Source organism: Candidatus Viridilinea mediisalina (genome assembly GCF_002532535.1).
GTDB classification, from domain to species: Bacteria; Chloroflexota; Chloroflexia; order Chloroflexales; family Chloroflexaceae; genus Viridilinea; species Viridilinea mediisalina.
In genome coordinates this window covers 1-18,496 of the sequence record NZ_NQWI01000099.1, presented here as the reverse complement: position 1 = coordinate 18,496, position 18,496 = coordinate 1, and the positions used below count along the sequence as shown (strand labels likewise).

The following is an 18,496-nucleotide window of genomic DNA, read 5'->3' as shown; positions in this document are numbered from 1 at the left end:
CGGGGAGGGCTTCGCCCTCCCCGAACCCCTCCCTTTTGCAATGCTTTACCTGAAGGGCTATAGCACTACACCTTTCGCACACGCAACTCAAGGATGCCATTGCGGTAGGTGCGTTGCAGCGATGCGGGATCGACCGGCGCGGGGAGGGCGAGTTCTTTGGCGTAGCGCCGTTCACCATTGGTGGTGAGCATGAGACTCATGCCCTCAACCGTCACCTCGACTTCGTTATCATCCACACCGGGTAGTTCGGCAATCACGAGCAGCTCGCTATCCTCATCGAAGAGATCAACCAGCGGCTCGCGCACGGGGGCCACCTCCGGGCCACTGGGCGTCGAGCGGACATTGCCAAAGCGTTCGACCCGTGGCGGGCCGCTGATGCCAGTACGCACCGTAAAGCCATACACCGCCCGCGAGCGGTCGTTCGAACCAGGGGGGATACTTCCCTGGCGTTGTACCTCAGTAGGGGCACGTTCGGCCAGATCGGCCAAAATATTGAGCATATCCCCCAGCCCCTTGACAATGCCCCCGAGTCCGGAGCTTGAAGCACGGCGGTCGTGCTGTTGATCATCACTCATAGCAGGGCCTCCGTTCCTCTGTTCTTCCGTTCCTCTGTTCTTCTGTTCTTCTAATACTCAAACACCATCCCCCCCGACCCTTCAGGCGCTGGAGTTGGCGTATCGGGGGGAGGGGCCGCAGGCTCGCCCGCAGGGTGGCGCAGACGGGCCAATTGGGCATCAATGGCCGCAATGCGGCTACTGACCCGCGCCTCGTGGGTGCGCCAGACGGTCAATTCCTGCTCGAGGCGGGCACGTTCCTGCTCCAAGCGCGAGATAGCGGTCGTGGAGGGCACTTGGCCACGCCCAAACCCCGGCGTCCGCCCAGGGGTTGCTTGTGGAATTGAGCGTAGTGCAGAGGAGTTGCGTTTCATAGAGCTTTGGTTTGGGGAACCATGGGAAAACCTCGTGTTCCCATGACAGCCCAGGTTAACTACAGTAGCGTCGGATCAGATCAAGCAACAACTGGCGCTGCTGCTCACGCTGTTCTCGGTCACTGCTATACTTCAATTTTGAGGCCAACACATCAAAACAGAGCGTCACAAAAGCGGGGTTATCGGCAGAAGGTTGAATATTGCGCTCAGTCAGCACCTTCGCAATCATCAAGGCCGCCCGCATGGTGGGCATCTGGCTGTAGGCGCCACTGGCACGCAGGGCATGCACAACGTCTACCACTGCAAGTGCCGTGGAAGGATGCGCCCCCGCCCCCGCCGTAATAATCGCCGCCTCGGTCTCACGATCATAGAAGTTGAGATCAATCGTAATCAAGCGATCACTCAAGGCATCTTGAGCCCCATGAACACCGGCATACTCTTGCGGGTTACTCGTAAAGATAGCGCGGAACTCAGGATGCACTTTAATATACGATTCGCTGCGTGTCATGGTTGGCAGCACCAACATGCGCTCTTCGAGTACCGTAAGCAGCACATTATTGGCTTCGGGGCGCGAGCGGGTGAACTCATCGTAGATCAGGGTATACCCCTCACGGCACGCGGTTGTCAGGCGATTATCCACCCAGCGCTGCACCGCATCCTCTTCATACTTAACCACCGAATGGATGAAGCGATCCACCACCCGCCGGTAGCTATAGCCGGTCTGACCACCGATCAGATCGGAGGCGGTAAACTCCTCATCGCCCACAATCAGCATCACGGGGCGACCCAACTGGGCGGCGACATGCATCGCCAAGGTGGTCTTACCCGTACCGGCTGGCCCACGAAAATGCACTGGGAAGCCAACCTGCAGGTAGGAAAGCGCCCGTTCACTAATTGCCCGCAGTTCGCCGGTAGAGACAAAGCCCGCACTCGGGCGTACAGCTAAGGTTGCTTTCGCCGCAGCGGCTTTGGAGCGTGCCACACTGGTCATAGAATTGCTCTCTGAGAGTTGAGGGGGGGGGTAACTAGGATTTGTAGTTTTTATAGGGAATCTAGGGGCAAGCCCCATGCGCCGCCAGACCGCGGGAGGATGCGAGGGAACCAGGTTCCCTCGCATCCTCCCAACCAGCATTATTGGGGCAGATCGGCCAAGGCTTGGGCTTGGGCGATCCATGCCTCAACATCAGCGTTGCGTCCAAGTTCACCCAAGAGTTGACGTAGCTCAGCGGGCGTACTCAGTGCCAATTGGATAAAGGTCGAGATACCTGACTGGTTGAGGCGTTGCTGGGTTGTAGCACCAATACCATTGATCACCGTCAGGTTATCGCGGTAGGAACGGCCCTGGCGTCCGCCGGTCGCTTCACCACCAGCAAGCTGCGCCGGGGCATCAGCTTCGCCCAAATTCCGGGCAGCCGCATCGAGCGCTTGGAGCAGCGGGGTGATGCGTTGGCGCAGGCGTTCCACTTGGCTGGAAACCCACTGCTGTTGACGCGGACTCGAAGGGAAGGGTAGGGTCTCAATGTCATTGTTCAGAGCCAGCAGATTGCGCCGCACCCCATCCACACTCTCACCCAGACGTACCCGGTCGCTCTCTGATGCACCAAGGTGGGTGGTTGCCACGAGATCAATCAGTTCGTTGATGTTTTTGGCCAAGCCATCAATGTAGCTGTCAATCCCTCCATTGCCTTCGCTTTCGAGCGCCTGCAAAATCGAGACCCGCGCCATTTGGGCGTAGGCAATAATGCCCCCTTGGTTGAGGCGCGGCGTTGGCGGGGTTAGCTCCGCTTGCGCTTTGGGCTCAACCTGCACTTGGGTGGCGGCTGGTGCCTTGGTACTCACGGGAGCTTTGGGTTCCGGGGCGGGCTTGGGCGCGGGGGCGGCTTTCGCAACGGGGGCGGGCTTGGGCGCAGGGGCGGCTTTCGCAACGGGGGCGGGCTTGGGCGCGGGGGCGGCTGGCTTAGGCGCAGGGCGTAACGGTTCCGCCTCTAGCTCATCATCATCAAGCTCCAGCGGGATACGATACTGAGCCAACTGCTCAGCCACCGCCTCCTGGAGAACCTGGCGATCATGGGTTAGGGTCTGGCGCAAGGTCTCCGCCTGCTGCTGCCGGACACTAGCCAACTGTTCAAGCTGGCGCGCCACAGCAGCATGGAGCACCGTATAGTCCTCAGCGCGGCGCTGCTGCTCCAGTTCAGCCAAACGGGTTCGCGCAGCCGTCATCTGCTCAAGCTGCTGGTCAACGGCACTGCGTAACTCGGCATAGTCAGCCACACGGCGCTGCTGCTCCAATTCAGCCAAGCGCACCCGAGCGGCGGTAAGCTGCTCAAGGTGCTGGTCAACAGCACTCCGTAGCTCGGCATACTCAGCCACACGGCGCTGCTGCTCTAATTCAGCCAAACTCACACGGGCCGCAGTGATCCATTGCAGATGTTGGGCCACTGCAACCTGCAGAGCCTCATAGGTTGTCGCACGCTGCTCACGCTCACGCTCGGCCAACTCAAGGCGAGCGGCAGTCGTCAATTCCAAACGGTGGGCCACCTGCTCACGCAGATCCTGATAGACCTCAGCACGCCGTTCACGTTCCAACTCAGCCAAACGCACGCGGGCCGCAGTGGTCAACTCAAGCCGTTCAGCTACCGCAGCACGCAGGATCGCATAGGCTTCAGCACGCCGTTCACGTTCCAACTCAGCCAAACGCACGCGGGCCGCAGTGGTCAACTCCAAACGCTGCGCGACCGCAGCCTGAAGGGCTTCATAGCTCACAGCGCGGCGTTGCTGCTCCAATTCTGCCAGGCTCAACCGGGCAGCGGTAGTCAACTCAAGCTGCTGGGCCACCGTCGAGCGCAACTGAGCAAACGCAGCGGCGCGGCGCTCACGCTCGGCTTGCGCGGCACGCTCATGAACCAGATCGAGGGCCGTAAGCTGTTCAACCACCTCAGCCTGACGCTGCACAACCACCGCTTGGCGCTCTTCAGCATGTTCAACCGCCGCCTGCTGACGCTCACCCTGATACGCTTGGAGTTGGGCGTGGGTAGCAGCCCGCAGCCTACGCAACTCCTGGGTACGCTGGCGATGAGCAGGACGATTGCGCGTAGCGTTGTAATAGACATTACGATTCACCACCAAACTCCTCCGCTATCGTCAAGTAGCATCATTGCTTTGAGGCGTCCGGTGAAGGGAGCAACGCTCCCCTCACCAGACAAACCAGCGAACCCTGGCCTAAGCTGGCGCAGCGGAAGCGGCGGTGAGACCAACGGCCTCGGCGTACTTGAGGTAGGTATCAACCCCAGCGATCACGATGCGCGCCTCAATGGCGAGCAGCTCAATCCCGACCAGCGACACGCGGGCCCAGGCATCAATCACGATACCTTTGTCCAGGATGCGATCCACCACCTCGGCCAGGCTACTGGATGCATTTACCTTCTCAACGGCCATGTTGTCCCTCCTGTGTTGCTAGCATTATGGCCTTAAAACGGCCCATGCATTATTACACCGCAAACTGCACGGTAGCGCTGTTAGTGCTACGCAAGAGTAGCGTTAGGCTCTCGTTAGGTTTTTGTGCATGGAGCCCACCAGGGGGTTTGCGGGCTAGCGCCCGCAAACCCCGTTGCTCATTCCTCCGCATCGCCCAAGGCGGCATAGAGGCGCGCCAAATCCACATGCAGCCCTTGGTGTTCCTGAAGTAATGCGAGCGCATCGGGGGTGGTGCCAGCACGCGCAAAGAGCGCTGGGATGACACGCCAACCTTGGCCGCCATCCGGTAAGGCGGCCAAGGTCTTGGGGATGGTCTGCTCAAGGAGGTGGCGTAGCGTTTGGCGGTTCACTGGCTCAGCGCCCCATTTGCACTCACCGATCAGCATGGTGCGTTCGCGCCAACTGAGGGCCACTACATCGCTCTGGACGCGGCGATCCCAATGGCTGCCGATCACCTCTGGGGCAAAGGGGAGCGCACCACATGCGCCTTGGGCTTGCACCCAAGCCCGCGCTAACTCCTCCCATGCGGTTTGGCCTACAAAGGCGCGTAGCCCGGCCTGGATGTGGGCCAATACCTGATCAGGCTGATAGGCTATCTCGGCCTGGTGGGGGCGCAAAAAGCGAAAGTAGAAGCGGTGAAACGGATCGGTGAGGTGGTAACGCCCCTGTTTCGAGCGATGACGCATGGAGGGGTGTACCGTCGCCGGAATGCGCCGCTCTACCAGCCGAAGCTCTTGCAACACTGCGAGATATTTGGTCAGGTTGGTTGAAGCGGTAAAGGTAGTATCAGCAATGGCCTTGAGGGTATGCTGCCCTTCCCCAATGGCGTTGAGTACGGCCAAATAGGTACGCAGATCGCGCACCTCATCGGCCAAAAGCAGCTCTATTTCGGCTAGGGCAACACTCATCGGCGCAAGCAGCGCCCCCCGGATATTCTCGACCAGTGTGCGCTCAGGCTCAAACCATGTGAGGTATTGAGGCACCCCGCCAAGCATGGCATAGGTGGCCACCTGGGCCTCAGGACTCCAGCTAGGAAAGAAGTGGCGCAATGCGCCAAATGCCAAGGGTTGCAAATAGTATTGGGCCGTTAGCCGTCCAAAGAGCGGCGTCTGCTGACTGAGGATGGTCTCCATGGTGCGAATCTGCGAGCCACAGAGAACGAGGATCAATTGCCCATGCTGCCAATGGATGTCCCAGGCATACTGCAAGGCCGAAAGCATGGCCCCATCAGCTTCAACCGCCCAGGGCAACTCATCAAGGATCAGGATGTGGCGATCCCTGCGCAGGAGCGCCGCTGCATCATCCCAGAGATCCGACCAACTTGGGAAGATGGGGCCACCGCCTGCGGCAGGTGGTCGCCCCCGCAACGTCGCGGCCAAACGCCGCCGCTGTAGCTCGGCTGGCTCCTTCTGCGCCATCCAGTAGCTCCACGCCACCCCCGTTCGGCTGGCCCACTCACGCAGAAGCGCTGTCTTGCCCACCCGCCGTCGCCCATAGAGTAACAACAACTCGCCGCGCCCGCGCCGGAGCAGCCCGTCAAGCTGGGCCAACTCCGTTTTGCGATTGACAAACATCGGTAGCCTCCGACAAGTAAAAAGAGCCATCGCTAGAGTATTATACTCTAGCGATGGCTCTTTTGCGGCATGCGTGGTCTAGCCGTGCTGCACCAACCATGCTTCGAGGTCATCACGGCTGGTGAAATCGAACAGCGCTGCGGCCAGATCAAGCACTTGGGCCGAGGTGAGCGCTTTTACCTGGGCTGTCAGTGTTGCACTCAGGGGGCCATAGCGCTGGGTGAGCAGGCGGAGTAACAACTGCAACTGCCCCTCTTCACGGCCCTCTTCCTTCCCTTCGATACGGCCCTCTTCCTTCCCTTCGATACGGCCCTCTTCCCGCCACTTGCTGATCAGGGGGGATTCGGGAATACCGTAGCGGTCATAACGAATAATCTGTTCAGCCATTGCGGAGATCTCCTTATCGGTGCATAAGAGGAGGAATTCGGCTAAGAGTTGCGCTTGGCGCTCGCCACTGGTACTCGCTATGATCTGGCGCACCGCTTGGGTGAGGATGGGTTTGGGATCGCGCAGGCGTGTCTGGCCGATCAACGCCAGCAACGCTGGGCGTTGCAGCGCCAAGAGCGCCTCACCATCCAGTTGCCAAAGCCGAATGACACGGTAGCGCCACGCGAGGTACGTATGACGCTCCAGATCGGTGCGTTCATGCTGACCTTCATCGCGTGCACCCACTCCCCCTACATACCATACCACACTGTAGGTCGGACGATCACGATAGATCATGGCAAGGCGTGTCTGGTAGTCAAGCATGCGGATGGGCATGGGGCGGTCACTGCCCGGCCCAGGGTCAAAAGATACGGTTTTTGGTGAATATGATGTATTGACGTGGCATCTCTGTACCTCTATAATATTTTTATGCATTATCATAAAATCTTTGTACTCGTGCTGCTTGCCCTGCTCCTGAGTAGTTGTGGCAGCTTAGGTCAAGCGAGTACGCCAACGGTTCAACTCGCCACTGTGGCGCCGCCTACCGCCCTGGTCACTCCGCCTAGCGCAACGGCTGCGGCAACCATGCCACTGCCTACCCCAACCGAGGTGCTTGCGCCATCCCTGATGGATCTCAGTCTGCAGATTGAACTGGTTGCCGATGGGTTTAGTTTGCCGACCCAAGTGACCCACGCGGGCGATGAGCGGCTCTTTGTGGTTGAGCAGGATGGGCGGATTTGGGTGCTGCGTGCTGGGGTGCGCGATCCTGAGCCCTTCTTGGATCTTGTTGACCTGGTGGGTTCGGCGGCTAATGAGCAGGGGTTGTTGAGCGTTGCGTTCCATCCGCGCTTCGCGGAGCTTGGTTGGTTCTTTGTGAACTATACCGACCTGCAGGGTGATACGGTGGTGGCGCGCTATCAACTTGACCCCAATGATCCTGAGCGGGCCGATCCTGCGAGTGCCCTGGTGCTCCTTCAGATCGAACAGCCTGCCTCGAACCATAATGGCGGGCTGCTTAAATTTGGGCCTGATGGCTACCTCTACATTGGCACGGGTGACGGCGGGCGCGCCGGCGATCCCTGGAACAATGCACAGACTCTGAGTAATCTGCTGGGCAAGTTGCTCCGCATTGATGTGGACGGCGCTGAACCATATGCGGTGCCCGCCGATAATCCCTTCGTTGACCAGCCTGATGCTCGTCCCGAAATCTGGGCCTATGGTCTGCGTAACCCCTGGCGCTTCTCCTTCGACCGCGCCACCGGCGATCTCTTTATTGCTGATGTGGGCCAAAATGCCCAGGAAGAGGTCAATTTCCAGCCTGCCTCCAGTCGCGGCGGTGAGAACTATGGCTGGCGCATGATGGAGGGTACCGCTTGCTATGAGCCTGCCGATTGCGATCCTACCGGCCTTGAGTTGCCGGTCGCGCACTACCTGCACCGTGCGGCGGAAGGGGGCTGTTCGATCACCGGCGGCTATGTCTATCGCGGTATGCGCTACCCCGCCCTCCAAGGTACCTACCTCTACACCGACTATTGCTCCGGCCACCTCTGGGTACTCCGCGCCGAAGCCGATGGTTGGCAGAACCGTGTAGCTGGCCGCACCACCCTACAGGCTACCTCGTTCGGCGAAGATGTCGCGGGCGAACTCTACCTCGTTGACCGTGGGGGTGGGATCTATCGTCTGTTGCTTGATGCGCCAGTGAGCCAAATTTGGCTGCCGTTAGTCCACGGATGAACCTGCCGAGTCCAACTGATTGGACTCGGCGTTTTAGCCCGTCCTAATGCCCTGAATCGCCAAAACAAAACGTACGTAATTTCCCGTCCAATCGTGCCGAGTCCAACTGATTGGACTCGGCGTTTTAGCCCGTCCTAATGCCCTGAATCGCCAAAACAAAACTGTTGGAATAGGGGGAATACGAGTTATGATAAATTTTTTTTCTGTCTTTTTGCCGTTTGCGCCATAGGTAGTGCCGACTTTAGTCGGCTAAGGTCGCCGACAGCCCCCGGATGCCGACTAAAGTCGGCACTACGACAGTAAAGCTGAAAGGCCGTTTCTGATGACCCATGTCTATGCAATTGCCAATGAGAAGGGCGGTGTCGGTAAGACCTCGGTGGCGGTTAATCTCGCGGCGGCTTTTGCCAAGCTTGATCTGCATGTTTTGCTGATTGATTTTGATGCCCAGCGCCACGCTTCGCGTTGGCTGGGGCTTGATCCCGATGGCCTTGCGGTGGAGGATTCCTTTTTGGGTATTGCGAGCCAGCGCCGCCGCCTTGAGCAGGTGGTGCGCCAGACGGCGGAGGGGGTGGATGTGCTGCCTGCCCATAAGGATATGATTGGTCTGCCTGAGACGCTGGGGCGCAGTATGGGCGGCGGTATCTATCTGCTGCGTAAGGCGCTTGAACAGGCCGCGAGCAGCGGCTATACGCCTGATGTCGTTGTGCTCGATCTTGCCCCCGCCCGTGGCCCCGTCCTCGCTACCGCCCTCGCCGCTGCCACCCGCTGCATCGCGCCCGTCCAGGCGGCTGATCTTGTCCTCCAGAGTCTTGGCGATCTGGTTGAATCGCTTGCCCAGGCTCAGGAGTTCAACCCGCAGTTGCAGGGCTTCTCGGTGCTGCGCAACAACTACAGCCCCCGTGCCACCCTCGACCACGCCTATGACCAAGCGCTCAGTGAGGTCTACGCCGATGCGCTGCTCAAGACCACGATTCCTTCGCGGGCGCTGATTCGCTTGGCTTCGGGCAGCCAACAGAGTGTCTTCCGCTTCCATGGCCCCGACGAACACGCCGTGCGTGGCGTCTTCCTCGCGCTCGCCGAGGAGCTCTTGACCCTTGATGGAGTACCAGCATGAGTAAGCGCCGCGCTGATGATCAGCAGGCCCAGGCGATTAAGGAACGCCTGGCGTTGCGGGCTCGCAATGCGCCCGCGCCTGCCCCTAATGAAGCGAGTGGCAGCCCCGAGGCCGAGCCGAGCGCCCAAGCGCGTCAGCATTTCTTGGGGCCAAAGCTTGCGAGCCTGGTGGCTGGCCGTAACCTCGAACAGCTTCCGGTGGCCCACATTGCCCCCGAACTGCGCCCTGACCTGCGTCAGCCCCGCATGCTGCCCCTGCCCGACCAGTTGGTCGTCAAGGGCGAAACGCCGCCTGAATATGAAGAGTTGGTGGCCGAACTGCGCGACTTAGGTGCCTCGCTGCGTGAACGCCAAATTCAACCTATTGTCGTCTACCCCGGCACTAGCGCCGAATTGCCCGAGGCGCGCTACCTGATTCTGATTGGCCAGCGCCGCTGGACCGCCGCCCAGCTTGTGGGCTTGCCCCAGCTTGAGGCGATTGTGATCGATCCGCCCGATCCCCTGGAGCGCATCACGCTCCAGTTTGCCGAGAATGAGGCCCGTGAGAGCTTTAGTGACATCGAGCGTGCGTGGACACTCCAGCATCTGCGGGAGCGCATGGGGGGCGAGCAGGTCGCCGTGCATGAGGTGGCTACCAAGCTGAAGCTCAAACGCTCGCGGGCCTACCAGTTGCTGCGTATGCTCGCCTTCCCGCCCGAACAGCAGCAAATGGTTGCGCTGCTGCGCTTGCAAGAGCGCCAACTGCTGCCGTTGCTTGATGCGCTGCACCAAGGCCAGGTGAGCAGCGCCCAGAGCGCCAAGATCCTCCAGCGCCTACGTGACATCGCCGCCGAACGGGCCCTGAGTAGTCGCCAATTGGCCGAAGAGGAGACCACCCGTAGCGTCGAGTCGCCCCGGCGCAGCGGCATTGACGCCGCCACCGTCGCCCGCCTTGTCGCCCGCGCCAACAACAGTGAACTGCTCGGCGGCGCACCTCAAGCCCCCAACCCGCGCTGGTACCAGAGCCTGCTCGATGATTGTAGCAGCTTCAGCCGCAAGCTACGCCGTGCCAGCGAACGCGCCAACGAACTCGACGCCCAAGCCAGCGCCGAATTGCGCCGCCGCCTTGAAGAGCTTCAGCACCAAGCCCAGTTATTGCATGAGGCACTGGAGGATGCGTAGAGGTGTAGGAGAGGTACAGAGAATTTTACCACAGAGGCACAGAGGACACAGAGAAGTTTGTGGTTAGGGATGGGGGTAGGGCACCTTACAGTTTGCGCCATAGGTAGTGCCGACGTTAGTCGGCTGAGGTCGCAGACACCCCCCAGAGGCCGACTAAGGGAAGCAGAAATTTTTGTTAGCGCGAAGGAGCACTGGGCCGCGCCGTGTGGCTTCGACAGGCTCAGCCAGCGACGCGCTGACTCGGTCGCTGAGCCTGTCGAAGCCACCCCGACGCGCTGACTCGGTCGCTGAGCCTGTCGAAGCCACCCCGACGCGCTGACTCGGTCGCTGAGCCTGTCGAAGCCACCCCGACGCGCTGACTCGGTCGCTGAGCCTGTCGAAGCCACCCCGACGCGTGGCTTCGACAGGCTCAGCCAGCGGCGCGGTGAGAACAAACCTCCTCCCTCTCCAGCGCATGAAAGCGCGTCGTCGTCCGGTCGAAACGCAACGAGGCTACGCCGGTCTCGCCGTTGCGGTGCTTGGCTACATGCAGCTCGGCAATCCCGGGGCAGTCGCTCTCGTTGTTGTAGAGCTCGTCGCGGTAGATGAACCAGACCTGCGAGGCGTCCTGTTCGATACTCCCCGAACCACGGAGGTCGGAGAGCATGGGGATGCGGCTGGCACGGCTCTCGACGGCGCGTGAGAGCTGCGAGAGGGCCAGCACGGGGGTGCGCTGCTCGCGCGCAAAGCTGGTGAGCCCCTGCGAGACATGGGTGATGCGCCGAACCTCGTCGTCGCCGCTGTGTTCGCTCTGAGCCAACTGGAGGTAGTCTACGATCCAGAGATCAACCGGATTGCTGTTGGTCAGGCGGCGGGCCCGGTCGCGGATAGCGAAGATATTCAAGGCAGGGGTGTGATCAATGTGAATCGGTAGCTCGGCTACGCGGGCCAAGGCGCCAATGGCCTCGAGGTTGCCCTGACGCAGCAAGCGTGGCACACGGGTGGTGGGAACGCCCAACTCCATCGCCACCAAGCGCTGCAAGAGCAGTTCCCGATCCATTTCGAGCGAGAAGATACCGACACGATGGCCGCGCCGCGCCACATGGTAGGCCATACAGAGCGCCAAAGCGGTCTTGCCTACACCAGGGCGCGCCGCCAAGACAACCAGTTCGCCCGCTTTGAGCCCCTGGGTGATCTGATCGAGATCGGGGTAGCCGGTCGAGAGCCCCAGCAGATCGCCATCGTCCATACTGGATTGCAGCGCCTCAAGGTAGTCGCCGGCCACTTGGGAGAGGGGCAGAAAATCTTGGCCCACCTGGCGCGCTGCGGCCACCTCCAAGATCTGTTGGGCGGCTTGATCAAGGCGATCCTCGATGGGGCGGCTATCATCATAGCCCAATGCAACCACGCGCCCGCCCGCCTCAATTAGCGAACGCCCGACCGCAGTGCGCTCCACGATGTGCGCATAGTACTCGACATGCACCGCTGTGGGTACGTCAACCACCAGCTCACCTAAGAAGGCAATACCCCCCACGAGCTCTAAATGGTTTTGCGAGCGCAATTGGGCCGCGACGGTCGCCAGGTCGGGCGGTTCGCGGCGCTGGTAACAGGCCAACTGCGCTGCGTAGATCAGCGCGTGCTTCTCAAGGTAGAAGTGGGCTGGTGCTAGGAAGGGGGCTACGGCGATGATGGCTTCCCGTTCGAGCAGGATCGAACCCAGGGTAGCCCGTTCGGCAGCGATGTCGTAGGGCAGACTAAGCGGTGCTTGCATGGTTTTGCTCCAAAGGGTACAGATCAAGGAACTCACGCAGAATCTCGGGGCGCTTGGCGGCATCGGCGTTACGGAAGCGGTTGAGCCAGCGCATACGCTCATAGCCGCTGATCTTAGGGTGCAGCAGGATCGCCCGTTCACTCACCTTCTGCGGAGCGGCAGGCGCATCCTCGCGCTCCGGTAGAGCCCGCAGGGCCGAAACCACCCAAGCGGCACGGTCGCGGATGCCCGCTTGGTTGTCGGCTTGGGCAATCACCCGTTCCACCTGATCGAGGGAGCGCGTAGCCAACTTTGCGGCAACATCGGCACGAACCCCAAGCTGGCGTAGTCGCTTGGCGCTGGGGCTGTCACGGGGGGCAACAGGGAGCGCTGGGCTGCTCGGCTGCTCAGGCGCAGTGGGGGACGCTGGGGCTGCCTCCGCTGGGCTGGTTGGCTGCTCAGGCGCAGTGGGAGCCCGATAGACCGGCGCGGGTGCAGCAGGCTTGGCAAGTAAGCCGTAGCGTTTACGTGGGTTGGCTGCGGCAGGCTGTTTGCTGGGCGGCGGTTCCTGGGCCGAAGGAAGCTCGGCTGCGGGTGCCCTGGTGGGGTCATCAGCAGGCGCGGCATGTGCCTCAGAGTTCTGATCCTCTGTGGGCATAGTTGCGATCAAAGAATCTGCATTCCCACCACCACCATGTTCGGCAGAGCACTCACTAATCGCATTGGCACTCACTGTGGTGGTGGATTCTCGGTGTATCGGTAGGTTTCCGTGATCTCCGTGTGATCCCGACGTTGGCTGATCAACTACCGTTTTAGTGCGTTCTAATGGGCTAAAACTCGTTTCATCTAGCTCAAACGATCCGATCACCCCTGCGATCGGATCAGCGATCCCCTGATCGATCACCCCTGCGGTTGGGTCAGCGATCCCCTGATCGAGCAGGGGATCGGAATCTTCGGTTCTAACAATCGGTTTATCACCCTGTAAGCCGATCTCTATATCGAGAACCGTACCGATCAACTCTTTCGGAATAACAAGCATGGCTTGGCCCTCAAACGGCTTAGGGTGCGTGAGCGGAATACCAAGCCGTTTCCAGCCGGCTAGGGTGAGCTGGTTGGTGGAGCTTTGGGAGACGAAGGCGAGGATGGTGTAGGTATCGGGCAGCGGTTTAGGGCGGTTGTAGGCATCAATGAGGCGCAGATGGTGCAGGTTGGAACTCTTGATTGGCAGACCAAGCAGTGCCATGCCATAGGCACCGATGTCGCGCAGATTGAGCAGCGGCTTGCTCATGTAGCGTTCGACCATGGCCCGATGGAAGGGATGGGGGCGCAGACGCCCGATGCAGACATCGAGGAGCTGGTCATTCAGGCGGATGGTATGAACATGGCGCGGGCAGCCGAGCTGTGGTGCTGTGCGATCCCAAGGGATGAGCAGACCATTGACGCGGCCCCACGTAGGCAGATAGCTAAACTTCTCACCAACCTCAGCGTGGCGCTGGAGCCAACCGGCAGCAACGAGGCGATCAATGGCGCGGCGTCCGGCCCCATAGCTCAGATTAGGGTCGAAGGCTTCAAGGTCGCCAATCGAGAGCTGGATGGGCTGACCTGTCACGAGGAAGAGGCGGCCAATCAGGCTATAGACGCCAATGGCAGCGGGCGAATCGCGCAGATCCTCGATCAGGCGGCGCGGCAGCATGACATAGGTGGAGGGTTGCGGCACCGTGGTGCTTGTGGGCCGCTCGTGGTTTGGGGTGGTGCTTTGTGGGGTTGGGTAAGCCGACATGGCAAACTCCTAAAAACCAGACAACAGGAAACCAACACATCAGCCCAGAGGCCGACGCGAAACTTGAACCGTTGTATATTTATGCCTAGCGGTGCGCCATCACGAGGTTTTAATCTCGGAGCTTACAATATATTTGCTCTACGTATTCTTTCTACACCGCCATTATGCTTAGATGATTGAGGATTATTGCACTTTCTCGCTGCATATTCCTCGCTCGTTGTGTTCAATCTGATCCTAGCAAAGTATGCCGACATTTTCAATAGCGTATGCCGACAAAAGTGGGCCAGTATGCCGCCAATTTCGCCTTCCTTAGCCGACACGTACCGACGCATGCGATATAATGTGGCGGCAATTGCAAACGTTGGTGAATATTGAATTCATAATGGCAATATTTGCCATGTTTCATGAAGCACTGCGGTGGCTGAGCTTGTCGAAGCCACCACAGTGCTTCTCGAAGCCACCGCGGCGCTGACTGACCCCCTTTTTTTTCGTGTTGCTGGCGTATCCAGCAACACGAAAAAAAAGAATGGCGACAATGGCGACACTTTTTGTCGCCATTGTCGCCATTGAGGGGCGTTTTTTGCCGTTCTATTGAGGAGTCTGGGCGGGGCAGCAGCTTCCCATACGCATGAGTTAAGCCCCCGGCGGGGCTTTGGGGGAGGCTTCGCTTCCCCTAAAAAATCTTGTTAGCGCAAAAAAGCCCTGGGCCGCGCCGTTTGGCTTCGACAGGCTCAGCCAGCGGCGCGGCCCAAAGCCTAACAGAAAACGGGGTTTGGGGCGTAGCCCCAACAGCGGGTTGTAGGGCGGCAATCTGCAATCTACAATCTGCAATCTACAATCGTAAATGGTATTACTGATTGAAGGATGAAGTACTGCTGATCTCTTCGGCGAGATGGTACTGGAGTGAACGGGCGTGGCCGCTGGTGGTGAGGAAGCCTAGCTCAACCATTTCGCGCAGATCGCGTTGGGTTGTGCGTTCAGCGCGGGCCGGGAAGAGGCGATGGATCTCGCGTGCCGGTGCGTTGATGCGGGTGCGCATGAAGGCCAGGATGCGCCGTTGTGAGACCGAGAGGTTGGCGAAGATTCCGATGCCTGCGGTGATGTCAATCGCTTTGCCATAGACGGTAACGTGGAAGGCGCTGCCGGTATCTTCAAACTGTGGCGTGGCCATTTCGGAGCGCTTCAGATCGGCGACGACGGTTTTGAGGCCCTGGCCAATTGCTTCGACATAACCACCCTCAAAGAGAATGGCGAGCACCCGTGGATTGCGGGCGTTCTGGGTCGAGAGCAACTTTTCGACCGTCACGTTATCGGGCAAGCCCCCGGGGCTGATCCACTCAATGCGGTTCCGAAAGAGAAAGACGCGAGATGCCGCATGAAAATTGGTATAGTCGCGGTGGGCCAGCATGTTGACAATTAGTTCGCGGATGACCGCTTGGGGATACTCATGCATCTCAATGCGCTGGAGGCTGCCAGGGGCCAGCGTCATCCCGTGGTGCGTGTTGGTCCACAGATAGGCTTCGACCCGTAAGAGTTGATCGGAGATAGTGCCGCCAATATCTTTCTCAAGGTGCATGACCTCATACGAGAGCGTATCAATACCACGGTAGTGGCCCAAGTCAACCACAGCTTTGGGCAGCACCGCTTGGGGTGAACGGCCAAAGCAGAGGATGCCGGCCAGCGTGGGCAGCAGATCAGGGCCATCGTAGGCCACACAGCCATGCTCTTGCAGATACTGATCGGGATTATCCGTCCCACGGTAGCGCCCGCGCCGCAACGCCTCACGAATGTGGGTCACCACCTTGTCCATATCAATCATGGTGGTACTCGCCCCCCGCAAAGGGAGGCTGTCCACACTCTGGAGCCGATTCAAGTCGAGATAGGTGAGTTGGGTCATGAGTCAGGGGGGCTACTGGGTGCATACGCTGCGCCTAGACCCGCGTAATACCATTGGAGATTGGAGATTGGAGATTGGAGATTTTGGTATAACCGGAGCTGTTTTGCTGCACGTATCATAGTTCATCTAGGCAGAGGCTGCAAGGTATGCTCCAACTGTCTGATGTCATGCTTGAAAACCATTGTTAGGGAAGGTTTCAGAAACGGCCTTTCAGCTTTACCGTTGGAGTGCCGACGTTAGTCGGCATCCAGTTCCCTAAAGTATCCTGAAACCTTACCCTAACAAACCATTTCGTCAGCATGTTTGGCTACGGTGCGGGCTGCCCATGCGCGGCGAGCCAGCAGAGGATGCCAAGCCGTTCACGGCTGCCGAGAATGAGCGCCCGTAGCGTGATCGCTTCGCTCTTGCTGAGTGGGCGGCTGTGCGCGAGACCGTTGCGTGTCTCGCGCACGGTTGTGAGACGGTGAAGCTGTCTGATGAGGTTGCGTTGCTCTTCTGGTGCGATAAGGCTGAGGAGGAGTTGCATGTTGCTGCGGGCATTCTGGTTGGTTTTGCGGTGGCGTAGGGCGTGTACCGGGGTGCCGATGGTCCAACCGGCCCCGCCAACCTTGAAGGCTTTGGGCGCATGGAGGAAGAAGCGCCGCTTGAGTTCCCATTCCAGCGCACGGCAGTATTGGATCGCGGGCGCGGCCCAGTCCTGTAGCCCAGTGCTCTGCAGATATTCTTGCCAGACATATTCGCCACTCTTGAGCATCTCGCGGGTGGCCGGACTCAGTGCCCGTGGGTCGTGCTGCCAGTAGCGGCCAAAGACCCAGGTTTCGAGTTGTTCTTCAATGCTCTGGGTGTTGCCGCGTAGGGTCACATATTGCTCAATGGTACGCCCGATGCTGGTGAAGATGTGGCTATGCAACGCTTCGACCTGGGTCTCTTGCTCTTCGTCGTTGCTTTGGCCTGCGTGTTGCTGCAAACGCGCTTCATGCTGGCGACGCAGATCAGCCGTCTGCTGCTGCAACTCATGCTGGTTGGTGACACGCAGCACGTAGGGCGGGATGATCGCTTGGCCAATGACATGGCAGCGTTGGTGGTTCTGTAGGCAGTCGCTTGGCTTCACAAGGTCGTAGACGTGGGGGCCAATGTGGGGCTTGGGGCAGAGGATCTGCCCGTCTGTTGCTGTGCGCTGGCCGTTTGCATTGATCGAGTCGGGGTCGAGGCAGATACCTTGGCAGGTGATGCTTGTGGGGCGGGCGGCGAGGTGGGCGCTGACGTGATTGAGGATGGCGCGGAGGCGGGCCTGTAGTTCATCTAGCGTCATGCGTGGGTCAATGCGGTAGATCCGCAGCTCCAGCGGGAGCGCATGGCCGTCATGATGGCTTGTGGCTTGGCGGGCGATCAGGCGCGACTCGTGCGGGCCAGGTAGTTCTGGTTCGGGGAGCAAGGGGAAGAAGAGCAGGCATTGGCTCGCGTTGAGCAGCGTCATGTCGCCCAGCAGCTTTTTGACTGGGCCATGGGTATGGGTAAAAGTGTGTTCCAGATCGCTGCCCGCGAGGTAGTATTTGGCATCGAGCAGCACCGGCGGCTCGCGCCAGATGAGGTTCCCAGCAGGATCTTGGAGTGCCGGTAGGGCGTGTTGGCGCGTAATGGCATAGTCGGGGCGCACCCCCGGCCCGTTCTGCCATTCCCTCAGTTCGTCCGTGACACGCTCATCCTGGCGGTTGTAGCTGATCTGGAGCAACGCATCCTGCCATGTGAAGGGTGTAGCGAGGCGGTCGCGCCCAACCTGCACCGCGCCCTCCGGTAGTGCCTTCGTGTCGGCGAGCAGATGGAGCAACTCCAGCATGATCCAGAGTTCATAGAGCCACGCATCGGCCTTTTCGTCGTGACGCATAGGCGCCAGTGTTGGGCCACGACGGGCGGTGCCGCGTCCCACTTTGAAGCGGCTGAAGCGCTCCCACCAGGCGCAGAGATCGCGGTAGGGGTTTGGCCCCGGACGGAGCCGCGCCGCCACCTGCTGCGCCAAGGCGTCAACATCGCTGTGCTGGGCCTCTTCCAGCAGCGCACGAGCATAGGCAGCGGCCAACTCGCGCTCGACCTGCTCGGCGTGGGCGCTGAGGAGTTGCTCCTCTTCGGTTGTGAAGGGCGCATCTGCAAGCAGTGTGCTACGCAGTTTTTTCATCTGATTCTGGTAGTCGAGCAGGAGCGCAACGGTGAAGAGATTCTCAGGGGTGATGGCGCTCCGTTGGCGCAGGCGCGTGACAAAGGTGAGCGGAGGCAGCTCGGGATGTTCCTGCCAGCCACGCTGCATGGTACGCGGCCAATCAATCTCGCCCCGCGTCGGCGCAGCCTCAACCAGCCGCGCTTGGTCGGCTTGGAGGCTCAGTTGGCGACGAATGCGCGGCATAATGTCGCCCAACAATTCGTCGCTGAGCATGCGTACCTGGAGGAAGCGATCATAGTCGGCAAAACTCCGAGCGATCTCGCTGCCGGTGTAGAAGGTACGAAACTGACCACGAAAGAGGCGCTGATCGTGCAGCAATAGGAGGCGCATCACGCGCCGTTGCAAGCGTTGTGCCAATGTTGTGCGTTGATCATTGTCCATAAAACTCTTTGTTAGCGCGAAGAAGTTCTGGGCCGCGCCGCTTGGCTTCGACAGGCTCAGCCAGCGGCGCGGTGGTTGCTAGCC

At 59.9% G+C, this 18,496-nt stretch carries 15 protein-coding genes; 3 read left to right on the top strand and 12 right to left on the bottom strand.

Translation table 11 applies throughout. The features are described from left to right. Positions 1–65: 65 nt before the first annotated feature. The 7 genes from hsp20 to CJ255_RS16655 all read right to left on the bottom strand — a co-directional run bounded on the left by hsp20 (position 66) and on the right by CJ255_RS16655 (position 6,738). Complete coding sequence (gene hsp20 / locus CJ255_RS16685) at positions 66–575, bottom strand: archaeal heat shock protein Hsp20 (RefSeq protein ID WP_097645232.1); 510 nt, start codon at positions 573–575, stop codon at positions 66–68. A gap of 50 nt (positions 576–625) precedes the next feature. Next, positions 626–928, bottom strand: coding sequence for a hypothetical protein (locus CJ255_RS16680; protein WP_097645231.1), 303 nt, complete (start codon positions 926–928; stop codon positions 626–628). Positions 929–983: 55 nt separating this feature from the next. After that, a complete protein-coding gene (gene gvpN / locus CJ255_RS16675; protein WP_097645230.1) occupies positions 984–1,919 on the bottom strand; it encodes a gas vesicle protein GvpN in 936 nt (311 codons plus the stop codon). Positions 1,920–2,059: 140 nt separating this feature from the next. After that, positions 2,060–4,048 carry a helix-hairpin-helix domain-containing protein gene (locus CJ255_RS24155; protein ID WP_217352468.1) on the bottom strand — a complete coding sequence of 663 codons (1,989 nt, stop codon included), beginning with the start codon at positions 4,046–4,048 and terminating at the stop codon, positions 2,060–2,062. A 99-nt stretch (positions 4,049–4,147) separates the two neighbouring features. Then, the gene (gvpA, locus tag CJ255_RS16665; protein WP_097645229.1) at positions 4,148–4,363 is read right to left on the bottom strand and encodes a gas vesicle structural protein GvpA; all 216 of its coding nucleotides are present in this window, start codon (positions 4,361–4,363) and stop codon (positions 4,148–4,150) included. 176 nt (positions 4,364–4,539) lie between these two features. Continuing rightward, the gene (locus tag CJ255_RS16660) at positions 4,540–5,976 is read right to left on the bottom strand and encodes an ATP-binding protein (protein ID WP_165774767.1); all 1,437 of its coding nucleotides are present in this window, start codon (positions 5,974–5,976) and stop codon (positions 4,540–4,542) included. Between the two features lie 78 nt (positions 5,977–6,054). After that, positions 6,055–6,738 carry a DUF4351 domain-containing protein gene (locus CJ255_RS16655; RefSeq protein ID WP_165774766.1) on the bottom strand — a complete coding sequence of 228 codons (684 nt, stop codon included), beginning with the start codon at positions 6,736–6,738 and terminating at the stop codon, positions 6,055–6,057. 93 nt (positions 6,739–6,831) lie between these two features. Between CJ255_RS16655 and CJ255_RS16650 the strand changes: the two genes are divergently transcribed. The 3 genes from CJ255_RS16650 (at position 6,832) to CJ255_RS16640 (ending at position 10,410) form a co-directional block, all read left to right on the top strand. Further along, the gene (locus CJ255_RS16650; RefSeq protein WP_097645233.1) at positions 6,832–8,136 is read left to right on the top strand and encodes a PQQ-dependent sugar dehydrogenase; all 1,305 of its coding nucleotides are present in this window, start codon (positions 6,832–6,834) and stop codon (positions 8,134–8,136) included. A gap of 322 nt (positions 8,137–8,458) precedes the next feature. Next, a complete protein-coding gene (locus CJ255_RS16645) occupies positions 8,459–9,250 on the top strand; it encodes a ParA family protein (RefSeq protein ID WP_097645227.1) in 792 nt (263 codons plus the stop codon). Continuing rightward, complete coding sequence (locus CJ255_RS16640; protein ID WP_097645226.1) at positions 9,247–10,410, top strand: ParB/RepB/Spo0J family partition protein; 1,164 nt, start codon at positions 9,247–9,249, stop codon at positions 10,408–10,410. The genes CJ255_RS16645 and CJ255_RS16640 overlap by 4 nt, the downstream gene beginning before the upstream one ends. A 409-nt stretch (positions 10,411–10,819) precedes the next feature. On the opposite strand, the gene dnaB is transcribed toward CJ255_RS16640, so the two are convergent. The 5 genes from dnaB to CJ255_RS16620 form a co-directional block, all read right to left on the bottom strand. Continuing rightward, positions 10,820–12,160 (bottom strand): replicative DNA helicase, encoded by a 1,341-nt coding sequence (gene dnaB, locus CJ255_RS16635; protein WP_097645225.1) that lies wholly within the window; start codon positions 12,158–12,160, stop codon positions 10,820–10,822. After that, a complete protein-coding gene (locus CJ255_RS16630; RefSeq protein ID WP_097645224.1) occupies positions 12,144–13,919 on the bottom strand; it encodes a hypothetical protein in 1,776 nt (591 codons plus the stop codon). Before CJ255_RS16630 ends, dnaB begins: the two co-directional genes overlap by 17 nt. A gap of 402 nt (positions 13,920–14,321) precedes the next feature. Then, positions 14,322–14,486 carry a hypothetical protein gene (locus CJ255_RS23670; protein ID WP_165774765.1) on the bottom strand — a complete coding sequence of 55 codons (165 nt, stop codon included), beginning with the start codon at positions 14,484–14,486 and terminating at the stop codon, positions 14,322–14,324. A gap of 283 nt (positions 14,487–14,769) precedes the next feature. Then, positions 14,770–15,816, bottom strand: a complete 1,047-nt coding sequence (locus CJ255_RS16625) for an ATP-binding protein (RefSeq protein WP_097645223.1) — start codon at positions 15,814–15,816, stop codon at positions 14,770–14,772. Between the two features lie 307 nt (positions 15,817–16,123). Then, positions 16,124–18,412 carry a hypothetical protein gene (locus tag CJ255_RS16620; RefSeq protein WP_097645222.1) on the bottom strand — a complete coding sequence of 763 codons (2,289 nt, stop codon included), beginning with the start codon at positions 18,410–18,412 and terminating at the stop codon, positions 16,124–16,126. Positions 18,413–18,496: the final 84 nt, after the last annotated feature.

Bases quoted from the DNA above. Each gene is read 5' to 3' on its own strand.
- CJ255_RS16630 (WP_097645224.1), bottom strand. From the start codon at position 13,919: ATGTCGGCTTACCCAACCCCACAAAGCACCACCCCAAACCACGAGCGG.
- CJ255_RS16645 (WP_097645227.1), top strand. From the start codon at position 8,459: ATGACCCATGTCTATGCAATTGCCAATGAGAAGGGCGGTGTCGGTAAG.
- CJ255_RS16650 (WP_097645233.1), top strand. From the start codon at position 6,832: ATGCATTATCATAAAATCTTTGTACTCGTGCTGCTTGCCCTGCTCCTG.
- gvpN (WP_097645230.1), bottom strand. From the start codon at position 1,919: ATGACCAGTGTGGCACGCTCCAAAGCCGCTGCGGCGAAAGCAACCTTA.
- gvpA (WP_097645229.1), bottom strand. From the start codon at position 4,363: ATGGCCGTTGAGAAGGTAAATGCATCCAGTAGCCTGGCCGAGGTGGTG.
- CJ255_RS16660 (WP_165774767.1), bottom strand. From the start codon at position 5,976: ATGTTTGTCAATCGCAAAACGGAGTTGGCCCAGCTTGACGGGCTGCTC.
- CJ255_RS16625 (WP_097645223.1), bottom strand. From the start codon at position 15,816: ATGACCCAACTCACCTATCTCGACTTGAATCGGCTCCAGAGTGTGGAC.
- CJ255_RS23670 (WP_165774765.1), bottom strand. From the start codon at position 14,486: ATGGCGACAATGGCGACAAAAAGTGTCGCCATTGTCGCCATTCTTTTT.
- hsp20 (WP_097645232.1), bottom strand. From the start codon at position 575: ATGAGTGATGATCAACAGCACGACCGCCGTGCTTCAAGCTCCGGACTC.
- CJ255_RS16680 (WP_097645231.1), bottom strand. From the start codon at position 928: ATGAAACGCAACTCCTCTGCACTACGCTCAATTCCACAAGCAACCCCT.
- CJ255_RS16655 (WP_165774766.1), bottom strand. From the start codon at position 6,738: ATGCCCATCCGCATGCTTGACTACCAGACACGCCTTGCCATGATCTAT.
- CJ255_RS16620 (WP_097645222.1), bottom strand. From the start codon at position 18,412: ATGGACAATGATCAACGCACAACATTGGCACAACGCTTGCAACGGCGC.
- dnaB (WP_097645225.1), bottom strand. From the start codon at position 12,160: ATGCAAGCACCGCTTAGTCTGCCCTACGACATCGCTGCCGAACGGGCT.
- CJ255_RS16640 (WP_097645226.1), top strand. From the start codon at position 9,247: ATGAGTAAGCGCCGCGCTGATGATCAGCAGGCCCAGGCGATTAAGGAA.